Genomic DNA, 20,616 nt, shown 5'->3' with positions numbered 1-20,616 from the left:
TACATAACGTATATAATAAAGGAGGCGCTGAAAGGTGGCCTCCTTTTTTGTTTTGGAGGGGCTGGAAAAAGGGTTTTCATAACAATTGGTATATTGCGGCGTTAAAATATCTGTGAACGTCCGCCTCGATGTCATTTCGAGCGATAGCGAGAAATCTATACACGGGTAGGTCGCCCCATATCAATGTATAGATCTCTCCCGTTGGTCGAGATGACATGCTGGAGAACGACGTCATATAACGCCATGCGAAAACTTCTACCCATACTTCTTTTCATTTACGCAATCATAAACTGCGCGCAGGCGCAAGTGCCCTCTCGTAATGATCATATATTCCCCGCCGCTGCACAAGCTAAGCCGTTTATAAATTACGATGCAAAAGGCTTTTTGATCAATGGCAAGCGCACTTTTATTGCCTCAGCAGGTATGGAGTACGCCCGTGTACCGCGTGGCTTGTGGCGCGACAGGCTGCTACGACTTAAACGGGCGGGTTTTAACGCAGTTGAAATGTACACCTTCTGGAATTTCCACGAAGCTAAAGAAGGTCAATTCAACTTTACTGGCGACCATGACCTGAACGCCTACCTCAAACTTATCAAAAGCCTGAATATGTATGCCATCGTTCGTGTTGGCCCCTACTATTGCGGCGAGTGGAATTTGGGCGGATATCCTATCTGGTTAAAAGTGAAACAGGGCATCCGCGTACGCGAAGATGACCCTGCGTTTAAAGCCTCGGTAGGTAAGTTTTTTGATAAGCTGATGCCGATAGTATCGGCTAACCAGATACATAAAGGAGGGGCCGTTATAATGGTGCAGTTGGAGAATGAGCACCGCGCGGGCTGGGGTACTGTGACGCCTAACGGGTATTTCCAATTTTTAAAGGAAAAAACGGTATCGCTGGGTTTGCAGGTGCCTTACTTTTTCAGCGGACTGCACCCTGGCAATGACCCCGCGGGTGAGGAAACAAACTTTGACGACCCGAAGCGCCCTAACCCCTGGTTCAGTACCGAGTACTGGGGAGTATGGATCACCAATTACGGCCCGCAGCCAGATGATTCAACCTTGTATGATCGCCGCACCTGGAAGATCCTCGCCCACGGCGGAAACGGCTACAACCTGTACATGGCGCATGGCGGCAGTAATTTTGAGTACAATAACGACCGCGAAATGGCTGCATCTTACGATTACGGCGCCGCCGTCGGCCAAACCGGCGATCTGCGCCCGATATATTATAGCTTTAAACGTGCCAATTGGTTTGCCCGCAGTTTTCAAAATATATTGGAGAATAGTTCGGATGATCCAAACCCTAAAGGGACCGTATCAGATACCTCTGTAAAAGTTTTCGCACGCAAAAGCGCGGCGGGTAGCGTGGTGTTTTTAGATAACCAGGATTCGGTAGCGCACGATATTCACTTTAAATCTCCTGGCGGGATTGCGGCCGGTGTAAAGTTGGATGTTGGAGAGATATTTCCGGTGGTGCAGAATTACGCCCTTACAGCTAAGGTAAAAATAAGCTGGGCACCATCGCGCATTTATGGCATCATCCCGCAAGGAAAAACAACTACCATAATTGTAAATGGAAAAGCCAACACCATAGCGCAGCTCTATTTTACAGTGAGTGGAAAAGCTTCGTTTAACGATAAGCGGTTTCAACAAAACGGCGCTTCAGTTAAGCTCAATGCAACTGTTTCGGCTGATGAACCCTCGGCTCATAGCTTTATGGTAGGTTCGCAGCGCATACGCGTTATTATTGTAAATGACGACCTGGCCAAACGCACCTGGTTTGTAGAGCAAGGAAAAGAAACGAACTTGGTAATAGGCCCGGATTACGTCGAACAGATCACGGCCCAAAACAAAAAACTGACTTTAATTACCGAGCGTACCTGGGGTGCCAACAACTTCCCCATCTGGATATATAAGCCAACAGGCGCGGTTATTAAACGTGAGCCAAACTGGCCGCAGGTAAGGTATGCCACCACTTTACCCTTAGGCAAATGGCAGGTAAAAGACGCGGCGCAACAAGCCCAACCCGGTTTTGACGATAGCAAATGGAAAGCCAGTGTTGACCCACTGCAAATGGGTGCCGACGGCGACATCACCGCGAATGCCTGGTACCGTACCCGTGTTATGGTGCAGGAAAGCGGAACCTACACCCTGAGCTTTAAAAACGCGCCCGAAATTGGGGCTGTATTTATAGATGGTAAACGCGTGGATACCGGTGCCGTGTTTGGTAAAACGGTTAATATTGAGTTGAAGAGAGAAGTCTGGCATTCTATAGCTGTATTTGCCGCACATACCGGTCGCAATAAACTGATATTTAAAGTTGGGGTTATTGATACACTTGATGTTAAAGGATTATCGGGCCCGGTAACGCTGCAAAAAGCGGATGGCACGGGCAACGTTATTAAAGTAATAAACTGGCGGATGAAGGGCGGTCCCGGCGATCCGTTTGCTGTTGCAGGGTGGCAGCCATTCACGTCACCCCAAACAAATACACCTCAATTTTATTATACTACATTAAACCTTTCGGCGTTAAATGGCTCTAAAACGGTATGGAGGGTAAACACTACCAGTTTAAGTAGTGGCTCGGTTTGGTTTAACGGCCATAACCTGGGCAGGTACCCCGAAAAGATAAAAATATGGGGCATGTACATCCCCGAATGCTGGTTTAAAGCAGGCGAAAACGAGTTGGTTATTTTTGACGAGAACGGTGTTTCGCCCGAAAAAGTAAGCATACAGGCTGAGACGGAAGCCAGCCGCGAAAGGCACTTCATAAACTTTTAACACGAAAGTGTTACAGTACTTTAAGTAGAAATTGATAAATTTGTAAAAAACAGAATAACACGAATAATAAATACAAACCAATTTAAGTAAGATGAAAAAATTATTGTTATCAGCCGTTGTAGTGTTTGCAGCAGTAGCAATTTGTATGGCAGCAGCGGTAGACGGCGTATGGAAAGGCTATATTGAAGGTCAGTACAACCTAACCGTTACCTTAAAAACTGAAGGAACTAAACTAACCGGTACTTTTGCGTTAGTTGATAATAACCCAAAATCAGAAAACCCTGATGATGCAGGTTACACCCCATACGTAGCTGCTCAATTAGGCAAAAACGAGATCAGCAATGGTAAAGTTGAAGGTGATAAAGTTAGCTTTACTACTACTTTTAACGGCAAACCTGTTAACTACGTAGGTTCTATCGTTGACGGTAAATTGGTATTAACTACCACTTTTGGTACTCAAAACATTAAAGCAACTTTGCGTCAGGCACCAGCTCCGGCAAAATAACCCTGACTATCTGACATAAAAAAGCCTGCTGAATTTCAGCAGGCTTTTTTTGTGTTTTTTGTTTTATACATCGCAAATATGAATAGCTGCTTTTAGCGATGCGATTTGTTTATCGCGCTCTTTGCTGATGGGCAGATATTCCTGTGCTACAAAACCTTTAAAACCTGTTTCTTTTATCGCTTTGATGATAGCAGGGTAGTATAGTTCCTGCGTATCGTCGGGCTCATGTCGGCCCGGTACACCGGCCACATGGTAATGGGCTATATACTGATAATTGGCGCGAATGGTAGCTATCACATCGCCTTCGTCAATCTGCATGTGGAAGATATCATACAGCAGCTTAAAATTTTCGGAGCCTATCATTTTGCATAGCTGCACACCCCATTCGGTGCGGTCGCATTGGTAATCTTTATGGGTGAGTTTGCTGTTGAGCAGTTCCATGCACAATACCACACCATGCTTTTCGGCCAGGGGCATAATTTGTTTCAGTCCTTCAGCGCAGTTGGTTAGGCCGGTTTTATCGTCCATTCCCCGGCGGTTGCCGCTAAAGCAGATGAGTTTTTTATAGCCGGCGGCAGCTACTTTAGGGATGATGTTGGTGTATGATTCGATGAGCGCTTCGTGACGATCTTTATCATTCCAACCGTTGGGGATGCCAAAACCCGCGCCATTGCACATAGATGAATACAGGCCGTACTTCTGTAAAGTCGGCCATTCACCCGGGCCAACCAGGTCTATGCCTTTCATGCCCATTTGTTTGGCTTCGGCACAAAGCACATCCAGCGGAATATCCGGGAAACACCAGCGGCAAACGGCGTGATTGATATTGCCTTTTAAACCCGTAACCGGCTTTGCAGCCAACTTAGGCGAGCATCCCGCCAGGCTATTACCAACCGCGATAACCCCACCTGCTGCTACTATATTTTTAATGGCCGATCGCCTGTTTTGCTTCATCATGTTATACTAAAATTAAGGCTTTGTTAGTTTAATGTTGTATAAAATGTTTAATACATTAAACCTGAATAACTTAATTTTGTCTATAATTGAGATTAGTGCAACAAGGAGAGTAATGAAAAGATTTGTTTTTTTATCAGCTTTAGTAGTTTTAATTGCTAGCGCGATGGCATTTGCGCCCGATACCGTAGCAACCGGCAAATGGACCGGCACCATCGCTTTAGTTTATGACGTAAAGCTGGACATGAAGGAAGCCAACGGCAAATACAATGGCACCGTAGCTACCGAAATAGGTGACGTGCCCCTAAAAGATGGCGTGCGGACCGGTGATGAAATTGTATTTAAAAAATTCACCTTTAATGGTTTTGCGGTAAACTCTGTAAAAGGGAAAATTAGCGGGGATAAAATGGATGTTACTGTAAACTTTCAAAATGTGAACTTTACCGGTACATTGAACAGGGTTAAATAAAACCTTAAGTATATAAAAAAGGGAGCGATGTGTCAACATTGCTCCCTTTTTTATTTGCCTAACGTTTCTTGGCGATTTCTCGCCATTCTTGTAAACTTACAGCTACTTCTTCACTTTCATTATAGATTATCCAGCAGTTAGCAGCCGTTGACAAACGTTGTAGGTTGTCAATATCTTTTTCGGTAATTCTGCCCAACCCATATTTGGTTTCACCTTTCGCCAAGCAATTCCATAAATCGTACTCTAATCCTGACATCCAACTTGCTGAGTAACATCTCTCAGAAATATCACTCATCAGGTCGGCCAGTTGTTGTTGCTCTGGAGAAAGCATATTGATCGTTATTTCTTCTCATCATCAAACACCACGGTATTAAATAACAACAGCGCCTCGCTAGGCTTAGCTTTATCATTTTTAAATACGAAGTAGATATCGTGCTTACCTGTAGTAGGTGCAACATCGGTTTTTAACAATACCGGTGTTTTTGGTTTTTCGTCCAATACCTCAACAGATACCTGGCCAACCAACGCACCGGTAGGCGAACCTGTACGCACTTCAATAACACCACCCGGGTTGTTTTCCAATGCGCTGGCAGTTGCGCCTATGCGTAGTTGTTTAATGCCTGTGAGGTCGATGTTTTTAAACGCTACGTAGCCGTTTTGTTTAGCTACCACATTGGTAGTACCATCTAACCCGTTAACCTTGGCGCTGGCGCCTTTAATAACAGATGCAGAGGCAGGCGAAAGCTCAGGGTTACGCAACACTATTGTTTGCTCCGAAGTTTGCTTAGGGATGCTCTTATTACCTTTATCGGTATAAGCCGCGCGGATGATGAAGGTGCCTTTGCCATTATCGCCTTCCGGGGTTTTGGTTGTATAAGTACCTTTTGCCGGCATGGTGTTAATGTTATTATTGGCGCTGTTCATTATATATTCCACAATGGTTTTAGCATCGGCCAAAGCCACACTTGGGTGAGCAGGCATAGCGATAGGCTTGTTCCAGTGACCACTGGTACCTTTAACAATAGCTGTAGGTAAACGGTCTATCTCTTTCTGGTTGCCTTTGTATTTAGCAGCAATCTCGGTAAACATTGGGCCAATGTTTGGTGTGTTTACGCTGTGGCAGTTTTTACAGTCGGTTTTGCTCATGATGGCTTGCGCTACCGCAAATTTGGTAGAAGCATCCACACTGCGCTGCGCCTGGGTAAGCTCGGCCACGTCAAAACCTTCCGAAGCATAGTTGGCGCTGATAGCCACCTGGTCGGCACTGATACCTGATTCTAAGCTACCATCCTCTTTATCCGCTACGCTAACTGTATAATTAATAGTTTTACCCGGGAAGAAAAACGTGCTGTTTTCACCCAAAGCTACTGTAACTGCCGGCGCTTCGTTACCAGCAATAATTTGTACGGCTTTACTGTTTTTGGCGCCTTTAGCATCGGTAACCGTTAACGTAGCCATGTACACACCTGCTTTGGTTAAGGTAATAGCAGGATTAGCCGTAGGATATACCTTTGGTGCAACACCCGGCGAAGTTACCTTCCAGCTATAAGTTAATTTATCGCCGTCGGCATCTTTGGTACCGGCTGATGATAAAGTGATGTTTAATGGCACTGTACCACCTTGTTTATTGGTTGATACCGCAACAATTGGTTTGCGGTTACCGGCATTATATTCAATACGTACCAGTTTAGCGTTATCGCTTTTGCCAAACCAAACGCTGCCATATTCCAACACGTACAAATCGCCATCCGGGCCAAATTTAATATCAATAGGCTCAATAGGGTGATATGATGGCAGGAATTGCTCCATGCTGTTATAATCGCCGTTAGGTTTCATGCCGATAGACATGATCCAGCCGCGGGCCAGGTCGGTAGCTATCCATTTACCTTCGTAATAAGCAGGCCAAGGGCGTTTAGCCAATGGGCGGTCAGAACGGTGATAAACCGGGCCGCCTACCGCGCTGCGGCTACCGCTACCCACTAACGGGAACTCGGCCGAAGCGGTGTAAGGATAATAAATGAATGGTTTTGCAACAGCGGGCAACTCGGTTAAACCGGTGTTGTTAACTGATGTATTGGTTGGTTTGTCGCCTTTTTTAGGATCCCCCAGGTCGCCGCCTACATAATCAAAAATAGGGAACGGCGTGTTAGGGCCAACAAAGTATGGCCAGCCATAGAAACCCGGTTTGCGGGCCTGGTTTAGCTCGTCATAGCCTTTAGGGCCTATGTCACTATCCTCGGTATTATCCGGGCCAATATCGCCCCAGTATAAATAGCCGGTTTTGCTGTCGATTGATGGTCTCCATGGGTTACGGTGACCCATGGTATAGATCTCCGGACGGGTTTTAGCCATGCCTTTAGGGAATAGGTTACCTGCCGGGATGGTATAGGTACCGTTAGCTTCCGGGTGGATACGTAAAATTTTACCCAGTAAGCTGTTAGTGTTGGCAGTACCACGCTGGTCGTCCCAGTTTTTGCGGTTGGGGCGCTCATCGGTTGATGATGACAACGAAGTACCTGTGTTGTTACCAACGGTTAGGTAAAGGTTGTTTTTAGCATCCCAGGTCATACCACCGCCGGTATGGCAGCAAACCTCGCGTTGGGTAGGGAACTCCAGCATTACTTTTTCGCCTACCAGTTTCTCGTCCTCTGTAAACTTCCAGCGGGTAAGCTGAAACTTACTTTCGGTAGCGTGCGAGTAGAACGTGTATACAAAATGATTTTTTTCGAAATTAGGGTCGATGGTCAGGCCCAGTAAGCCTTCCTCGGCTTCGGTAACCACACCTTTAGCGCTAGTGTATTTAGTGTTAACCGGCAAGGTTGCAATAACCGTAACCATTTTGGTAATAGGGTCAAACAACTTGATAGCGCCCTTACGCTCGCTGATAAAAACGCGACCGTCTTTTAGCACCTCAAAAGTATTCGGTTCGTCCAGGTCGCCGGGGGCGGTTAGGGTAACCGGGGTAAAGCGGCTTTCGTCGGGCTTTGCCGGGTTATCGCCAATAAATGAAAATAAAACACCTGCTGCCGCCACTAAAGCCGCTGCCGATATTTTATACATTGTTTTTTTATGTAACATAATGATAAATTGGGTTATTACGGGGCGTAAATATAGTAAATGGATATTAACACCTAAAGCCCTAAACGCCTTCAATCATCAAATGCTGTTATTGTAAGTAAAATGTTATGTTGCTATGCGCGATGGGGTTATTGTGTGATAGTAATGAGTATAATATCTTTCCTGCAATTATACCTCACAGGCAGCGTGTCGCCCACGCCTTTGCTTACCAGGTACAGGCAGCGCCCTGTTTGCTTTTTTAGGATGTTCCATTGGTAAAATAGCCTGCCGGGATAAAGGCCCTTTTCGGTTTCCCAAAATACAAACTGGCAGCCATGCAGATGCCCGGCCAGTGCCAGGTTGTATTTGTTTTGATAAGCGGTAATGGTTATTGGCTGATGTAAAAGCAGAATAGCTATAGCTGCATCAATGTTATTGACTGATGGCTTTCCTCCGTCGATGTGTATAGTGGTTTTGTTAATGATGAATTTGGTGGCGCTATTATCCAACCAGCACACCTCTTCGGCCAAAATGGTGTTTTTAATTTTCTTCGCCCACAAAAACTGATCATGATTGCCGGGTATGGCAAATACCCGCTTGCCGGCTGTGATGTGTTTTAGCAAAGCTGATAGTTGTTTGAGGCCGCCCAGTGTATCAACATAATCTCCACCCAGCAGTATTACATGCGGATCGAGCTTTTGTACGGTTTTGATCAATTCGGTCACGATAAAACCGGAGCGGCCCGTTAAATGCAGGTCGGTTATATGCATCACCCGGATATCGCCGGCTATGCCACCTTGTATGGTTTCGTGGCGTATGTCGAAGCTGTTTTTATAGCCTATCTCTAACTTCATCACAATACCAAATTACAATACACATACAGCCAATATGCCAGCGTTTAAACGGGTCTTTAAAGTTAAACAGGCCCGATACCATGTAAACACCTATTGGCATCACATTCATTATCGCCCGCCATAAACCAACCCGATAAGTTGCCCGTATGCTTGTTTTTAAAGGATTACGCACGCCATCAATTAATAAAGGAAACAAAAACAGGAAATGAACTTCGGCCCAATAAAATATTAATACAGCTAGAGGAGTCAAAGCCATATGCACAGCAGCAAACCCCCAAGCCGATAATGTCATTAACCCAATGCAAACGCCATACTTTAGCAGGCCGTAAAACGTGTAGTTAGTAGCGCTTGTTGCCCCGTCGGCTATACGCAATATCTGACTCATCCACCGCGCTCCGTCATCAAATACCTGAAACGACGGCGCCACCCCGGCCTCCGGCGGACGGGCGCCCCGCTGCACAATGCTCCGGTTTATTAGCTGTATGTAAAACATCAGCAGTAAATAAAATGGAACCAGGCCAACCAGGCAACGCCATTACCAAATACCAGCATGCGATGATATATATTCTCAATTTTGGTGCAGCGCTTTATATGGAAAACAAACTCGTCATAACTGATAGCCACTACGGTGTATATAAGTACTATCACAATAGGGATGAGATACCAGGTAGGCTTTGCGCTATGCATGGCAAACCACATTAAAAAGAACATGGGCACGCCACCTAAACCAAGTGCTGCAGCCTCAGCGTCGCGTTCTTTTTTGGGGAGTTTTAGATTCAGCGGGTCGCGATGGTATTTCCAATCAAGAACACCGCCTGCTGTGGCTATAATTCCGGCTACGCCAACAATGAAAAATTGCCATGGCAGGTAAGGGAATGTAGATATTGGGAGCTTGCCTGCCACCGGAAATACGGCAAGTAACCCTATAAAAAGCACAGGTGGCACAAACAATAAAATAAGCGAGAGATATTGCCTGAAACCCGATTGTTTTTTGTTATTGACGGACGTGTTTTTCATTCGAAAGAACTTTTATTTTCAAAGTTAATGGCTAAAAAATATATCAGTACTTACTAATACCGCTAAACCCACAGTGCAACTTCAGTATCTGTAATACGTTTCAGCGTTTTTAAATACTTGTGTTCCATTTTTTTGCTGTACCAAGCAAAGGTGTTACCACCGGCTTTGAACAACTTTTTATGCGCTAACCATACCAATAACGAAGTAGCGTAGAAGAAATATTTGTAGGCTACCTTTCGCCAGGCTTTTGAAAACTCACTTTTGCTCTCAAAAATTATGGCCAGGCGTTCATTCTGAAAAGTGATGTGATAGGCTTCGTCTATTAAAATATCGGTACATATTTCCTGCAGCAACTTGCACTTGGTCGCATCTTTTAATGACTGATAGAAGATTTGCGCGGTGCTTTCAACAACAATAACCGCCAGTGTCCAAATCTCCATACTGGTATTGTAGTAGCGCACTTTTCTAAACAGGCTATCGCCCCAGTCTTTTTTAATACGTGACTGACCGATATTATCCAGGTACATGCCCAGGTTATTGCCATGTTTTTGTTCTTCTTTGATGAACAGCTTAACGGCATCTACATAATGCTGGTCGCCTATTTTGTTGGCGTATTTTGTTGCTGCTGCGATAAGGTGCAAACCTTCCGAAGTTTCGCCCAGTTGCCAGGCTTGTAATGATTTTAAGATGGTTGCAGTTTCGGTTGGTGTAATTGCGGGGCTTTGCTCCCAATTCACGCGTTTCTCTAAAGCATTAGCTTTAAAATGGTTGATCCAATGTTTGCTGGTGTACATAATGTGTTGTTTTTATGGTGGATGATTTTTTGTTGTATCAGGCGTTTAACTGCGAAGAAAGAGACGGAAGATCCTGCTGCCAGATAAAAAACGACAAGCCTATCAAATTACCCACAAAGCAAAGCGTTACCAGGTCATCCACGCCGTGTATTACAGTCGCCGCCGCGCCGCGGGGCTCGCCGGCAAATAAAGTATAGGTAATGCACAGGACGGCGATCAACAAGATGGCCCCCAGCCATATTGCCCATTTCTGCACCCCCACAGATGTTTTTTGAATAATAAAGCTAAGCAGTAAGCCCGGAATGATGGAGCCTATTAGCTGTATACCAAACAGCAATATGCAGAGCAAGGCAAACGGAAGATCGTTATCCGTTGGCGAAATAAAAACCCGCAATCCAATAGCGGCTATTATTGCGGATACAGCAAGGCTTTTAAACAAGAGTTTTACGGTGTAAAGTAATGCGGGGTTGATTGATGTTGTCATGATGGAAAATTTTAAAGAGTCTTTATGAGATAGTTAATAGTATTTAAGATCAAGTTTGTAAAACCAGCACCCTGTGGCAATACATAAGCAATTTACTGCGCCAAATAATAATATTCCCTTATCGGCGCCGAAAAAGAAGCAGCAAACTATTACAAATGTTAAAAGAGTGGCAATGAGTCCGGATAGTACAAGGGATACCCTGCGCTTAACAGGGTCTGAAACGTGCTGCGCGAAATAGCCCGCAACGCAAGTGAATAATAACCAGGTAAAGATTGAAAAGACAAACTCAGCTAATACCACAAACTGGTATAGCTCGCTAATGTGTTTTACAAACTCCCAATTAAACCGACCCGAGGATGCCAAATTCATCAAGGTAAGGCAAATGAAGGGGGCCACGAATACAGATGTCAACCAAACTTTAGTGGTGTAAGTAACAACTCGAAATGCGTTTTTTGCGCCCATAAAAGAACTTTGTTTTTCAAAGTAAGTGAATAAAAAAATAGATCTATTTTAGTTTTTGCTGAAAAAATATCAATTGTTCCAATGCGTCAAGGTGAGCTTTAAAAGCTTTTTTGCCTTTATCAGTCGCCTCGTAATTGGTGTTGGGTTTACGGCCCAGGAATGATTTATTAACCAGTATGTATTCTTCTTTCTCCAAAGCTTTAAGGTGCGATGCCAGGTTACCGTCGGTTATTTCCAACAGTTCCTTCAGCGAATTAAAATCGTACCGCTGGTTGGCCACCAGTACGCTCATAATCTGCAACCGCACACGGTTCTCAAAAGCTTTGTCTAATTTATCAAAGGGTATTTTCACCTATCGTATTTTAAATACATCACACTACCGTAAATAACATGCAAAACGCCGAAGCCCAATGCCCAGAATATAAGCCCATAACCCGGTATAGCGGCAGCTAACAAACCTAATGCAATTTGGCACAAACCTAAATATTTAACATCGGTAAACGTAAAATTACTTGCTGCAATTAAAGCCAGGCCATAAAATATGAGCATTGAAGGTGCAATTAAACCAAAATGCCCACGGTAAAGCAATATAAATATCAGCGCCCCGCCACTTAATAAAGGCACTATCATATGAAAAAGTAATTCGCGACTTGTCTTGCTCCAGAATTGTTGTGCTTTGCGTTTAGCCTTGCGGCGTGACAGCACGGTGGCTGTAATAACAGAAAACACTAATACTGCTATAGCAATGCCCGCCAGTTGCGGCAATGCATTAAGCGAAGGTAAAAGATTAAGGCCGTCAAAATTTATGGATCTGTCCATCACAAAATAGGCAGCCACTGCGCCTATCAACGCGTAAACACCGGCCAGCACGCCAGAAAGGCCACTTAGCGAGATAAACTTTGATGAACGCTCCATCAAACTGCGGATGGAGGCCAGGTCATCCTGTATGTCTTTTTCTTTCATTTAAAGCACTTTGTGTTTCAAAGTAATGGATTAAAAGTGGATTATGCAAATTTTATTTATGCCGATAGGTGATTTTTTTAATACAATGGCCCTGGCCTAACACATTAACAAAGAATTTATTACTTTGCATTACATTAACACCGATTAATAAACCATTTTCTAAAAAACATTCAAGCTGCGCTGTTACGCCAATGGGCAACACGTGCTTTATTTATACCGTATGACCGCATTTCGCAGCGCCGACTGGTTTGGCAAAAGAGATAAGATGGGTTTTATATACCGCAGCTGGATGAAAAACCAAGGCATGCCCGAGGATATGTTTGACGGCCGGCCGGTGATAGGTATATGCAACACATGGTCTGAGCTTACGCCTTGTAACGCTCACTTGCGTGATATTGCCGAAAGCGTGAAACGCGGCGTGTTAGAGGCCGGAGGATTCCCGGTGGAGTTCCCAATCATGTCCTTAGGCGAAACACTGTTGAAGCCAACTGCTATGTTGTTTAGAAACCTGGGTAGTATGGATACCGAGGAATCGATCCGTGGCAACCCCATGGACGGCGTTGTGCTGTTAACCGGCTGCGATAAAACTACGCCCGCAACGCTGATGGGCGCGGCCAGTGTTGATCTGCCCACCATTGTGGTACAAGGCGGCCCGATGTTGAATGGTAAATACAAGGGTCATGATATTGGCTCCGGTACCAACGTATGGACGTTTACCGACGACCTGAAAACGGGTAAAATGAGCTATGCCGAGTTCCAGGAAGCTGAAAGCTGCATGTCCCGCAGTCCGGGGCATTGTATGACGATGGGGACCGCCTCCACCATGGCGTGTATGGTTGAATCGTTGGGTATGTCTTTATCCGGCGGAGCCGCTATCCCGGCGGTTGATTCAAGACGTAAACGCATAGCACAACTATCAGGCAGGCGTATTGTGGAGATGGTGAAGGAGGATCTGCGTATGAGCAAAGTGCTTACCCGCGCGGCTTTTGAAAACGCGATAAAAGTTAACGCGGCTATAGGTGGTTCATCAAATTTCGTGATACATTTAACCGCCATTGCAGGCCGCATAGGCGTTGAGCTTAACCTGCAAGATTTTGACAGCATAGGCAGCAAAATGCCACTATTATTAAACCTGATGCCTTCGGGTAAATTCCTGATGGAGGATTTTTACTATGCTGGCGGACTACCGGCCATCATCAGGCAAATGGCAGATGTGCTGGATATGGATACCATCACCGTAAGCGGCAGATCGCACCGCGAAAATATACAGGATACCGGCACTATTTATAACAGCGACGTTATCCACCCATACCAACAACCTTTGATAAATGAAGCAGGTATCGTGGTAGTAAAAGGTAACCTGGCATTAAACGGCGCGGTTATCAAACCATCGGCAGCTACGCCCGCGCTGATGCAGCATACCGGCAGGGCGGTAGTGTTTGAAAATATAGAAGATTATCATGCCCGCGTTGACGACCCAAATCTGGATATTGACGAAACCTGCGTAATGGTGCTAAAATGTGTAGGCCCCGTAGGTTATCCCGGTATGCCCGAAGTGGGTAATATGACCTTACCTAAAAAGATACTGGCCAAAGGCATAACAGATATGGTTCGAATATCTGACGGCCGCATGAGCGGAACAGCCTTTGGTACGGTGATACTACATGTATCGCCGGAGTCGGCTATCGGAGGCAACCTTGGGCTTGTACAAAACGGCGATATGATAACCCTTGATGTTGAGGCCCGCCGCATACACCTGGAGGTATCTGACGAAGAACTGGACACCCGCAGAAAAAATTGGGCAGCACCGCCGCCAGCGTCAAACCGGGGTTATGTACACCTGTACGTTAACCATGTTTTACAGGCTGATAAAGGTGCCGATCTGGATTTTTTAGTAGGCGGTTCAGGGTCGGAAGTTTTGAGGGATTCGCATTGACCCCTCCCAACCCTCCCCGAGGGAAAGGGCTTTGAAAAAATATAAATAAAGTTAATAAAGAAATACAAAATCAAAAGTCTCCCCCTCGGGGGAGATTTAGAGGGGGTATCATACTATGGTAATCACAATTCTCATCATCTGCTTAATAACCCTGGTACTTTTAGTTACCTGGGGAAAGTTCAATGTGTTTTTAAGCTTCCTTATCGTATCGGTAATGGCGGCATTGCTGCTGGGTATGCCGGTGGCCAAGATCAATAGCACGATTAACAAGGGCCTTGGTGATATGCTGGGATCCATCGTGATCACCATTGTGCTTGGTGCTATGTTGGGTAAACTGGTGGGTGCAAGTGGCGCGGCGCAAAAAATAGCTAATTCTATGCGGGCCATATTTGGCGAAAAGTACCTGGCCTGGGCCATGTGTACAACCGGGTTTATTGTAGGCATACCGCTGTTTTATAATGTGGGCTTCTTTTTACTGGTGCCTATTATTTTCGCGGCAGCAAGCCGATATAAATTGCCTTATGTGTATGTGGGTATACCTATGCTGGCATCACTATCGGTAATGCATGGTTTTTTACCGCCGCATCCATCGCCCATTGCGCTTACCAAACAGTTTCATGCCGATGTAACCAAGGTGTTTATGTACGGCTTTATTGTGGCGGTGCCGACCTGCGCCATTGCCGGGCCACTGTTTTCGCGTTTTTTGAAGAATATCAAAACCATCTCGCCGTTTGCTACTTCAGTACAGGAAATGCCCGACGATAAACTGCCCGGACTGGCTAATAGTATCCTGTCGTCGCTGTTGCCTGTTATTATTATCGGCGTAAGCACATTGATAAAAAGCCTGGCGGGAGATAATGTTCAAATGGCAGACTGGGCCGCATTTATAGCCGATCCTAACATAGCCATGCTGCTTACCATACTCATTGCAACCTATACACTTGGCGTAGGCAAGGGCATGAAGATTAGCGAGGTAATGAATGGCTATGCAGATGCCATTAAAGAAATTGCCGGCATTTTGCTCATCATCGGCAGCGCCGGCATATTAAAGCAAATATTTATAGATAGCGGTGCCAGTGCCGTAATTGCCGGAAGCCTGCAAAGCCTGCATATGCCGCCGTTGGTACTGGGCTGGTTAATTGCGGCTATCATCCGGCTGGCCATAGGGTCGGCAACCGCGGCCGGTTTAACCGCGGCAGGTATTATTTTCCCCCTGATGCAACAAATACCGGTTGACCCCAACCTGATGGTGCTATCCATAGGCGCGGGTAGTTTGTTTTGCTCGCATGTTAATGATACCGCGTTTTGGGTTACTAAAGAGTATTTTGGCCTAACCATGAAACAAACCTTTATGTCATGGTCCTTAATGGAAACGCTGGTGTCGGTTTTCGGGCTTTTTGGTGTGTTAATAGTTAATATGTTTATTTAATAAATTATATATATGAGAAAGATACTTTTTACCTTACTGGCTGCTGTCTGTATAATGCCGGCTTTTGCGCAAAAGGATAATACCCTATCAGCCAAAGAAAAAAAAGACAATTGGAAACTACTGTTTGACGGCACCACTGCCACTGGTTGGGTAGCCGGCGATGGGAAAGCCATAGCCGCGGCACCTGGAGCGTGGGAAGTTGTTAACGGAGCTTTAACGCTAAAAAAGGATGCCAAAGGCGGCGATATTTTTACTGCCGAAGAGTTTGGCGATTTTGAATTCACTGCCGATTTCAACATTGAACCGGGCACTAATACGGGCATTAAATACTTTTTTACGAAGTATGATAAAGGTGGAAACCTGGGTTGCGAATTCCAGATAATTGACGATGTGCTGGGCGAAGACAACAAACTGGCCGATCACCTGCTGGGTTCGTTATATGATGTGCTGCCACCTGTTGAGTCAAAAAAGAAAGTAAACCCACCCGGCCAATGGAACACCATAAAAGTGATAGCCAAAGGCAAAAACGTACAACATTTTGTAAATGGCGTTAAAGTGCTGGAGTACGAGCGGGGCAGCGCTGCTTATGCTGCAGGCGTAGCTGATAGTAAATTCAGCAAAGTGGAGCCGATGTTCGGTACGGTAGCCAAAGGCCGCATTCAATTACAGGATCATCATGGCCCGGTAGCCTACAAAAACCTAAAGATACGTGCTTTGTAAATGAACATTAAATAAAGGCGCTAATAAACATTAGCGCCTTTTACACACAATACATCAGTTTTAATTAAAAATATACACCTTGCTGCCGCAATTGCCGCACATGTAGCGCTTAATAGGTAACCAAAATAGCAACGCCCTAACCAATGCTGAGCGTTTAACACGGGTGCTTAATTGCCCTCGTTTACATTTAGGGCATTGTCGTCGTTCGTTTTGTTTTTCCACGGATTATTTTAAAGTAGGGGTATGCTATTGTCTGTTTAAGGCGTGCTCTGCATCTTCCAGCGCGTTGAACAATTGGGTTTGGTCAACCGGCTTTACCAGGTAAGCCAGGGGGCAATTAAGCATGGCATTATAAACTGTTTCGCTATCCGTAATTGACGATTGGTAGATTATCGGGATATTGAAACGGCTTTTAATATAGGCGCCCAACTCAATACCGTTTTTTTGCCCCATCAACATAATGTCGCTTATAACCATATCAACGTTGGTGTCGATTTTATTTACAGCATCGTCATAGGATGATGCCATACCGGCTATACTATGGCCTAACTTTAAAACAAGTTGCTTAAGCGCGGCCGCCAGTAACGGCGAATCTTCAACAATAAAAATGTTCATTTCGGGCACCTTAATTTATATGTGGTAGATGATTGCGGGGGCGCGTTGATTAACTATTAGTAAAACTACATGTTTTAATATTGCCCGGGTGTGGACAAATGATGGACAAAAACCGGCGTAGAAATTAGTTGATTTAATTACGGATTCTAATAATGGGTGGACAATCGTAAAGTTTTTACGCACGATTAAAGAGACATGAACTTAAAGCGCAGTGATGATCTCGTTCAGGTTTTCTTCTATGCTCAGGTTCATTTTTTTGCGTAAACGCTGTTTTGATTTTTTAACGCCTTCAATCGTAACCCCTAACATGTTAGCCATTTCGTTATTACCCAATTGCATTTTTATAAGCGATAGCATGCGATTGTCATTTGTGGTAAGGCTTGGATAACGCTTTTTAACCGTTTCAAAAAAGTTCCCATGCACTTTAATAAAAAGCTTTCTGAAACTGTCCCAGTTTTCATCGGTCATAATATGGGCCTTCATTAAAGCTTCAAGACTATCAATATCCGCTTTGTTTACGTGCTGCAGGTGCAACTGCTCTATTTGTGCTTTAAATTCTTCAATCAGCTCGTTTTTATGGCGAAGGCTCTCGGTAAAGTGATTTAGCTCCAGGGTAGCGTTGCGTAACTCTTCGTCAACCAGCTGCTTATCTGCCAAAAGCAACCTCTTATTTTTCTTTTCTTTGATATAAATAAGTACGCCAATAACGCATATCAATATCAAAACCACAACAGAAGTATTTCGTTGCCAGGCTTCTATTTTGGCTTTGGCGTTCAACGCGCTTATTTCTTTGTCCTTCTTTGCCGATTCGTACTTCACCTGCAGCTCGCCTATTTGCTTTACATTATCAAGCACTTTAAGCGAATCGCGCATGGTTTTACCCCGGTCAAAATAATGTAGCGCCTCTTTATAATTGCCGCTGGATATGTAGCAATCATACATATGCTCGTTTATCTCCATCACCCTAAAAGGCTGATCCAAATCGCGGGCTATTTGCAAAGCCTTATTTAAATACGCAATGCCCTGTTCATGCTGCCCCATGTAATAAGTAGCTTGCCCAAGCCAGGCGTACGAGTAGGTTAATGAGCGGGTTTGGTTATATTTATTGGCTAACGCGATGGCCTTGTTAACGTAAAACAGGGCACTGTCTAACTTGCGGACATCTTTGTAGTACTGGCCAATATTATTATAAAAGCGAATACGTAAGCGCTCATACCTGGGGTTTGACTCGGCTATTTTTAACGCGGCCAGGTTTAATACAATACTCGTGGTGTCTGATTTTGGTTTGCGGGCTCGTAAGGCCACCCCGCGGGTAAACATGGCTTTAAGCCCCAGTCCTGATATAATCTCGGTAGTATCCTTGTTTTTTTTAGCCGCATTTAAACCACTATCGGCGGCCTCAAAGGCCATATTGTAGTTTGTGGTTTCTTTGTTAAGGTTGGCTATGGTATAATAAATATCGGGTATAGCGTTGCTGATGTTATATTGCTGTGCTGCAGCCAGGCTTTTCATAGCAAATTGTGTAGCTTTTTTATGATCAGCGGCATTCCAGTAATAATGGGCTTCAAACTTTTGCGCGTATACAAACGCTTTTTTATCCCCTGTTTTTTGATGCAGACCGTAAAGCTTTTGGATGACAGTTTTAAGCGAGTCCTGGTTGCTGGTAGTAAGCTTTTTGCCTAGGGTAATTTGTTTGGTTATCTCGCTGCTGTCGGGGTTTGCCTGGGCACCGTCTTCGCTGCTCTTGCTACTGTTATTACAAGCCATCAGGCCCAATAGGGCCAGGCCGGTGAGCAATTGTTTACAAGGGTTATTAGCGATAGCAAACATCAACACAGGGAATTGATTTAGCGATCATCAAATATAGTAATGGTTAATTATATATTCATTTAATAAAAATAGTATGTTTTAAAAAGAAAGTTAAAATCCTCTTTTTTTCAGTTCAAAAAAAATGGGCTACTTTCAGCGCCGGATATAATAATGGCAATAATAGCTTAGGCATGGCCGTTAAATATGTACCACAAACCGTTAATTTTTATTTATGAAACTATCAAAAGCAATCTATCTACCCGTGCTGTTTATAGCAGCGACAATTACCATGCAAGCCTGTAAGGCAAAAAAAGTTGTACAGCAAACCCCTGTACAGGAAACACCGCCAACACCTCCGCCAGCAAAAGAGGAACCGAAACCGGAGCCTACACCTGCGCCAACACCGGCCCCGCAGCCTGTTGTTGAGAAACCGGATTACAACTTCAGCAACATACAATTTGAGTTTAACTCGGGCATATTAAAAACAGCATCATACCCTATTATGGACAAAGCTGTTGCCGAAATGAAGAAAGATCAATCGGTAAGATTTGTTCTGAACGGAAATTCATCAGCCGAAGGTACTGCCGCGCATAATCAATCATTATCTGTTGAGCGTGCTACGGCTGTTAAAGCATACCTGGTAAACTCAGGTATCGATGCAAGCAGGTTAGATGCCAAAGGCTGGGGCGAAAGCAAACCTATTGCTGACAATACAACCGAAGCGGGCCGCATACTTAACCGCCGCGTCGAGATCAAAAAACTTGATTAATAATTTCTCCTCAAAATGATAAAAACCCGGCATGGTCCGGGTTTTTTTGTGTCATGTTCATGTCATAAGCGCGAAAAAGTAAATTATCGTTAAAGGAAATTTTGGGAGAGCGACCGGTTAATTATTTCTGCAACTCCATTAAAGATTGCTTAAAACCATGGCGTTTTATGCTTTGAAGCAATGATTTTCGCCAATCATTTATATACTCAAAAATTTTAGTTAAAAGAAAATGTGCAACCGTTAATCTTCCACATCTCCTAAAAGTTGTGAAACCGGAAAAACCGTTACCAATTTTTTTTACGTAATTGGGGGGTGATTTACAACAAGTTAAAATTAAAAACCCCTATTAAAATGACAAAAAAGTTAATTTTTTTGAGCGCACTTCTACTGACGTGCCTGTCGCTTAAAGCGCAAACCGTGTTTACCGCAATCGAAGAAAACGATGCGTTAGCAGTAAAACATTTAATGAGCAAAGATGGCTTTAATGTAAACGCTAAAGATGCCAATGGCAACACCGCGTTAATGTTAGCAGCTAAAACCGGCCAAAACCGCATTGTTAAAATGTTATTGCAAAAAAATGCTGATGTGGACGTAAAAGACGCAAAAGGCAACACTGCTTTAATGTTAGCCGCAATGAACAACAATGGTGATAATGTTTACTCGTTAGTAAGCCATTTCCCTGCGCTTGATGCTAAAAACAACAATGGTACAACTGCATTAATGGTTGCAGTAAGTGCAAACAATGCAGAAGCAGTACAAGCTTTATTGGCTTACGGCGCAAAAGCGAATGTAAAAGATGCCGACAAATTAACCGCGTTAGACTACGCAAAACAAGTTAACAACGCTAAAATTGCAAACCTGTTAACTAACACCACCACCACCAAAATTTAAGCGCCATGAGTGCAGATTACCCCCTATATAAAAACCCCTGAAATTTTCTCAGGGGTTTTTTGTTGTATCATAGTTTTTGCCTTTGGCGATAAAAAATAAATATATAA

General features: G+C 44.3%; 20 protein-coding genes. 8 read left to right on the top strand and 12 right to left on the bottom strand.

Annotated features, from left to right (window positions below):
- Positions 1-243: 243 nt before the first annotated feature.
- Positions 244-2,781 carry a beta-galactosidase gene (locus AC59JT_RS15400; protein ID WP_497400499.1) on the top strand — a complete coding sequence of 846 codons (2,538 nt, stop codon included), beginning with the start codon at positions 244-246 and terminating at the stop codon, positions 2,779-2,781.
- A 91-nt stretch (positions 2,782-2,872) separates the two neighbouring features.
- Positions 2,873-3,286, top strand: coding sequence for a hypothetical protein (locus AC59JT_RS15395; protein ID WP_497400497.1), 414 nt, complete (start codon positions 2,873-2,875; stop codon positions 3,284-3,286).
- Positions 3,287-3,349: 63 nt separating this feature from the next.
- Here the strand turns inward: AC59JT_RS15395 and AC59JT_RS15390 are convergent, their stop codons facing one another.
- Positions 3,350-4,243, bottom strand: coding sequence for a hydroxypyruvate isomerase family protein (locus AC59JT_RS15390; RefSeq protein ID WP_497400495.1), 894 nt, complete (start codon positions 4,241-4,243; stop codon positions 3,350-3,352).
- A 112-nt stretch (positions 4,244-4,355) separates the two neighbouring features.
- On the opposite strand from AC59JT_RS15390, the gene AC59JT_RS15385 reads away from it, so the two are divergent.
- On the top strand, positions 4,356-4,709 hold the full coding sequence (locus AC59JT_RS15385) for a DUF2147 domain-containing protein (RefSeq protein WP_497400493.1): 354 nt from the start codon (positions 4,356-4,358) through the stop codon (positions 4,707-4,709).
- Between the two features lie 58 nt (positions 4,710-4,767).
- On the opposite strand, the gene AC59JT_RS15380 is transcribed toward AC59JT_RS15385, so the two are convergent.
- The 9 genes from AC59JT_RS15380 to AC59JT_RS15340 form a co-directional block, all read right to left on the bottom strand.
- Positions 4,768-5,040, bottom strand: coding sequence for a hypothetical protein (locus AC59JT_RS15380; RefSeq protein ID WP_497400491.1), 273 nt, complete (start codon positions 5,038-5,040; stop codon positions 4,768-4,770).
- A gap of 8 nt (positions 5,041-5,048) precedes the next feature.
- Positions 5,049-7,787, bottom strand: a complete 2,739-nt coding sequence (locus AC59JT_RS15375; RefSeq protein ID WP_497400489.1) for a PQQ-dependent sugar dehydrogenase — start codon at positions 7,785-7,787, stop codon at positions 5,049-5,051.
- A 128-nt stretch (positions 7,788-7,915) separates the two neighbouring features.
- The gene (locus AC59JT_RS15370) at positions 7,916-8,620 is read right to left on the bottom strand and encodes a metallophosphoesterase (RefSeq protein WP_497400487.1); all 705 of its coding nucleotides are present in this window, start codon (positions 8,618-8,620) and stop codon (positions 7,916-7,918) included.
- Positions 8,598-9,113, bottom strand: coding sequence for a hypothetical protein (locus AC59JT_RS15365; protein ID WP_497400485.1), 516 nt, complete (start codon positions 9,111-9,113; stop codon positions 8,598-8,600). The genes AC59JT_RS15370 and AC59JT_RS15365 overlap by 23 nt, the downstream gene beginning before the upstream one ends.
- Positions 9,113-9,637, bottom strand: a complete 525-nt coding sequence (locus AC59JT_RS15360) for a hypothetical protein (protein ID WP_497400483.1) — start codon at positions 9,635-9,637, stop codon at positions 9,113-9,115. Before AC59JT_RS15360 ends, AC59JT_RS15365 begins: the two co-directional genes overlap by 1 nt.
- A 62-nt stretch (positions 9,638-9,699) precedes the next feature.
- A complete protein-coding gene (locus tag AC59JT_RS15355; RefSeq protein WP_497400481.1) occupies positions 9,700-10,431 on the bottom strand; it encodes a ferritin-like domain-containing protein in 732 nt (243 codons plus the stop codon).
- A gap of 37 nt (positions 10,432-10,468) precedes the next feature.
- A complete protein-coding gene (locus tag AC59JT_RS15350; RefSeq protein WP_497400479.1) occupies positions 10,469-10,915 on the bottom strand; it encodes a hypothetical protein in 447 nt (148 codons plus the stop codon).
- A gap of 505 nt (positions 10,916-11,420) precedes the next feature.
- A complete protein-coding gene (locus AC59JT_RS15345; protein WP_497400477.1) occupies positions 11,421-11,729 on the bottom strand; it encodes a winged helix-turn-helix domain-containing protein in 309 nt (102 codons plus the stop codon).
- Positions 11,726-12,340, bottom strand: coding sequence for a hypothetical protein (locus AC59JT_RS15340; RefSeq protein ID WP_497400475.1), 615 nt, complete (start codon positions 12,338-12,340; stop codon positions 11,726-11,728). Before AC59JT_RS15340 ends, AC59JT_RS15345 begins: the two co-directional genes overlap by 4 nt.
- A 220-nt stretch (positions 12,341-12,560) precedes the next feature.
- Between AC59JT_RS15340 and AC59JT_RS15335 the strand changes: the two genes are divergently transcribed.
- From AC59JT_RS15335 to AC59JT_RS15325, 3 genes are all read left to right on the top strand, one after another.
- Entirely contained in the window at positions 12,561-14,276 is a 1,716-nt protein-coding gene (locus tag AC59JT_RS15335) for an IlvD/Edd family dehydratase (RefSeq protein ID WP_497400474.1), read from the top strand.
- A 115-nt stretch (positions 14,277-14,391) separates the two neighbouring features.
- The gene (locus AC59JT_RS15330) at positions 14,392-15,705 is read left to right on the top strand and encodes a GntP family permease (RefSeq protein WP_497400472.1); all 1,314 of its coding nucleotides are present in this window, start codon (positions 14,392-14,394) and stop codon (positions 15,703-15,705) included.
- 12 nt (positions 15,706-15,717) lie between these two features.
- Positions 15,718-16,425, top strand: a complete 708-nt coding sequence (locus tag AC59JT_RS15325; protein WP_497400470.1) for a 3-keto-disaccharide hydrolase — start codon at positions 15,718-15,720, stop codon at positions 16,423-16,425.
- A 246-nt stretch (positions 16,426-16,671) separates the two neighbouring features.
- Here AC59JT_RS15325 and AC59JT_RS15320 read toward each other — a convergent pair whose 3' ends face one another.
- Together AC59JT_RS15320 and AC59JT_RS15315 are read right to left on the bottom strand one after the other, a co-directional pair.
- Positions 16,672-17,040 carry a response regulator gene (locus tag AC59JT_RS15320; RefSeq protein ID WP_497400468.1) on the bottom strand — a complete coding sequence of 123 codons (369 nt, stop codon included), beginning with the start codon at positions 17,038-17,040 and terminating at the stop codon, positions 16,672-16,674.
- Positions 17,041-17,241: 201 nt separating this feature from the next.
- Complete coding sequence (locus tag AC59JT_RS15315; RefSeq protein WP_497400466.1) at positions 17,242-18,870, bottom strand: tetratricopeptide repeat protein; 1,629 nt, start codon at positions 18,868-18,870, stop codon at positions 17,242-17,244.
- 211 nt (positions 18,871-19,081) lie between these two features.
- Between AC59JT_RS15315 and AC59JT_RS15310 the strand changes: the two genes are divergently transcribed.
- Complete coding sequence (locus tag AC59JT_RS15310; RefSeq protein WP_497400464.1) at positions 19,082-19,618, top strand: OmpA family protein; 537 nt, start codon at positions 19,082-19,084, stop codon at positions 19,616-19,618.
- Between the two features lie 351 nt (positions 19,619-19,969).
- Positions 19,970-20,509 carry an ankyrin repeat domain-containing protein gene (locus tag AC59JT_RS15305; RefSeq protein WP_497400462.1) on the top strand — a complete coding sequence of 180 codons (540 nt, stop codon included), beginning with the start codon at positions 19,970-19,972 and terminating at the stop codon, positions 20,507-20,509.
- The last annotated feature ends 107 nt before the right edge of the window (positions 20,510-20,616 follow it).

It is taken from the genome of Mucilaginibacter sp. A3364, from assembly GCF_059690715.1.
The sequence above is the reverse complement of the archived record's forward strand: the minus strand, read 5'-3'. Positions and strand labels throughout refer to the sequence as shown.

Coding starts and splice junctions, on each gene's coding strand:
- AC59JT_RS15315 (WP_497400466.1), bottom strand. CDS start 18,870: ATGTTTGCTATCGCTAATAACCCTTGTAAACAATTGCTCACCGGCCTG.
- AC59JT_RS15365 (WP_497400485.1), bottom strand. CDS start 9,113: ATGTTTTACATACAGCTAATAAACCGGAGCATTGTGCAGCGGGGCGCC.
- AC59JT_RS15325 (WP_497400470.1), top strand. CDS start 15,718: ATGAGAAAGATACTTTTTACCTTACTGGCTGCTGTCTGTATAATGCCG.
- AC59JT_RS15400 (WP_497400499.1), top strand. CDS start 244: ATGCGAAAACTTCTACCCATACTTCTTTTCATTTACGCAATCATAAAC.
- AC59JT_RS15320 (WP_497400468.1), bottom strand. CDS start 17,040: ATGAACATTTTTATTGTTGAAGATTCGCCGTTACTGGCGGCCGCGCTT.
- AC59JT_RS15335 (WP_497400474.1), top strand. CDS start 12,561: ATGACCGCATTTCGCAGCGCCGACTGGTTTGGCAAAAGAGATAAGATG.
- AC59JT_RS15350 (WP_497400479.1), bottom strand. CDS start 10,915: ATGACAACATCAATCAACCCCGCATTACTTTACACCGTAAAACTCTTG.
- AC59JT_RS15385 (WP_497400493.1), top strand. CDS start 4,356: ATGAAAAGATTTGTTTTTTTATCAGCTTTAGTAGTTTTAATTGCTAGC.
- AC59JT_RS15355 (WP_497400481.1), bottom strand. CDS start 10,431: ATGTACACCAGCAAACATTGGATCAACCATTTTAAAGCTAATGCTTTA.
- AC59JT_RS15390 (WP_497400495.1), bottom strand. CDS start 4,243: ATGATGAAGCAAAACAGGCGATCGGCCATTAAAAATATAGTAGCAGCA.
- AC59JT_RS15310 (WP_497400464.1), top strand. CDS start 19,082: ATGAAACTATCAAAAGCAATCTATCTACCCGTGCTGTTTATAGCAGCG.
- AC59JT_RS15375 (WP_497400489.1), bottom strand. CDS start 7,787: ATGTTACATAAAAAAACAATGTATAAAATATCGGCAGCGGCTTTAGTG.
- AC59JT_RS15360 (WP_497400483.1), bottom strand. CDS start 9,637: ATGAAAAACACGTCCGTCAATAACAAAAAACAATCGGGTTTCAGGCAA.
- AC59JT_RS15380 (WP_497400491.1), bottom strand. CDS start 5,040: ATGCTTTCTCCAGAGCAACAACAACTGGCCGACCTGATGAGTGATATT.
- AC59JT_RS15370 (WP_497400487.1), bottom strand. CDS start 8,620: ATGAAGTTAGAGATAGGCTATAAAAACAGCTTCGACATACGCCACGAA.
- AC59JT_RS15395 (WP_497400497.1), top strand. CDS start 2,873: ATGAAAAAATTATTGTTATCAGCCGTTGTAGTGTTTGCAGCAGTAGCA.
- AC59JT_RS15340 (WP_497400475.1), bottom strand. CDS start 12,340: ATGAAAGAAAAAGACATACAGGATGACCTGGCCTCCATCCGCAGTTTG.
- AC59JT_RS15305 (WP_497400462.1), top strand. CDS start 19,970: ATGACAAAAAAGTTAATTTTTTTGAGCGCACTTCTACTGACGTGCCTG.
- AC59JT_RS15330 (WP_497400472.1), top strand. CDS start 14,392: ATGGTAATCACAATTCTCATCATCTGCTTAATAACCCTGGTACTTTTA.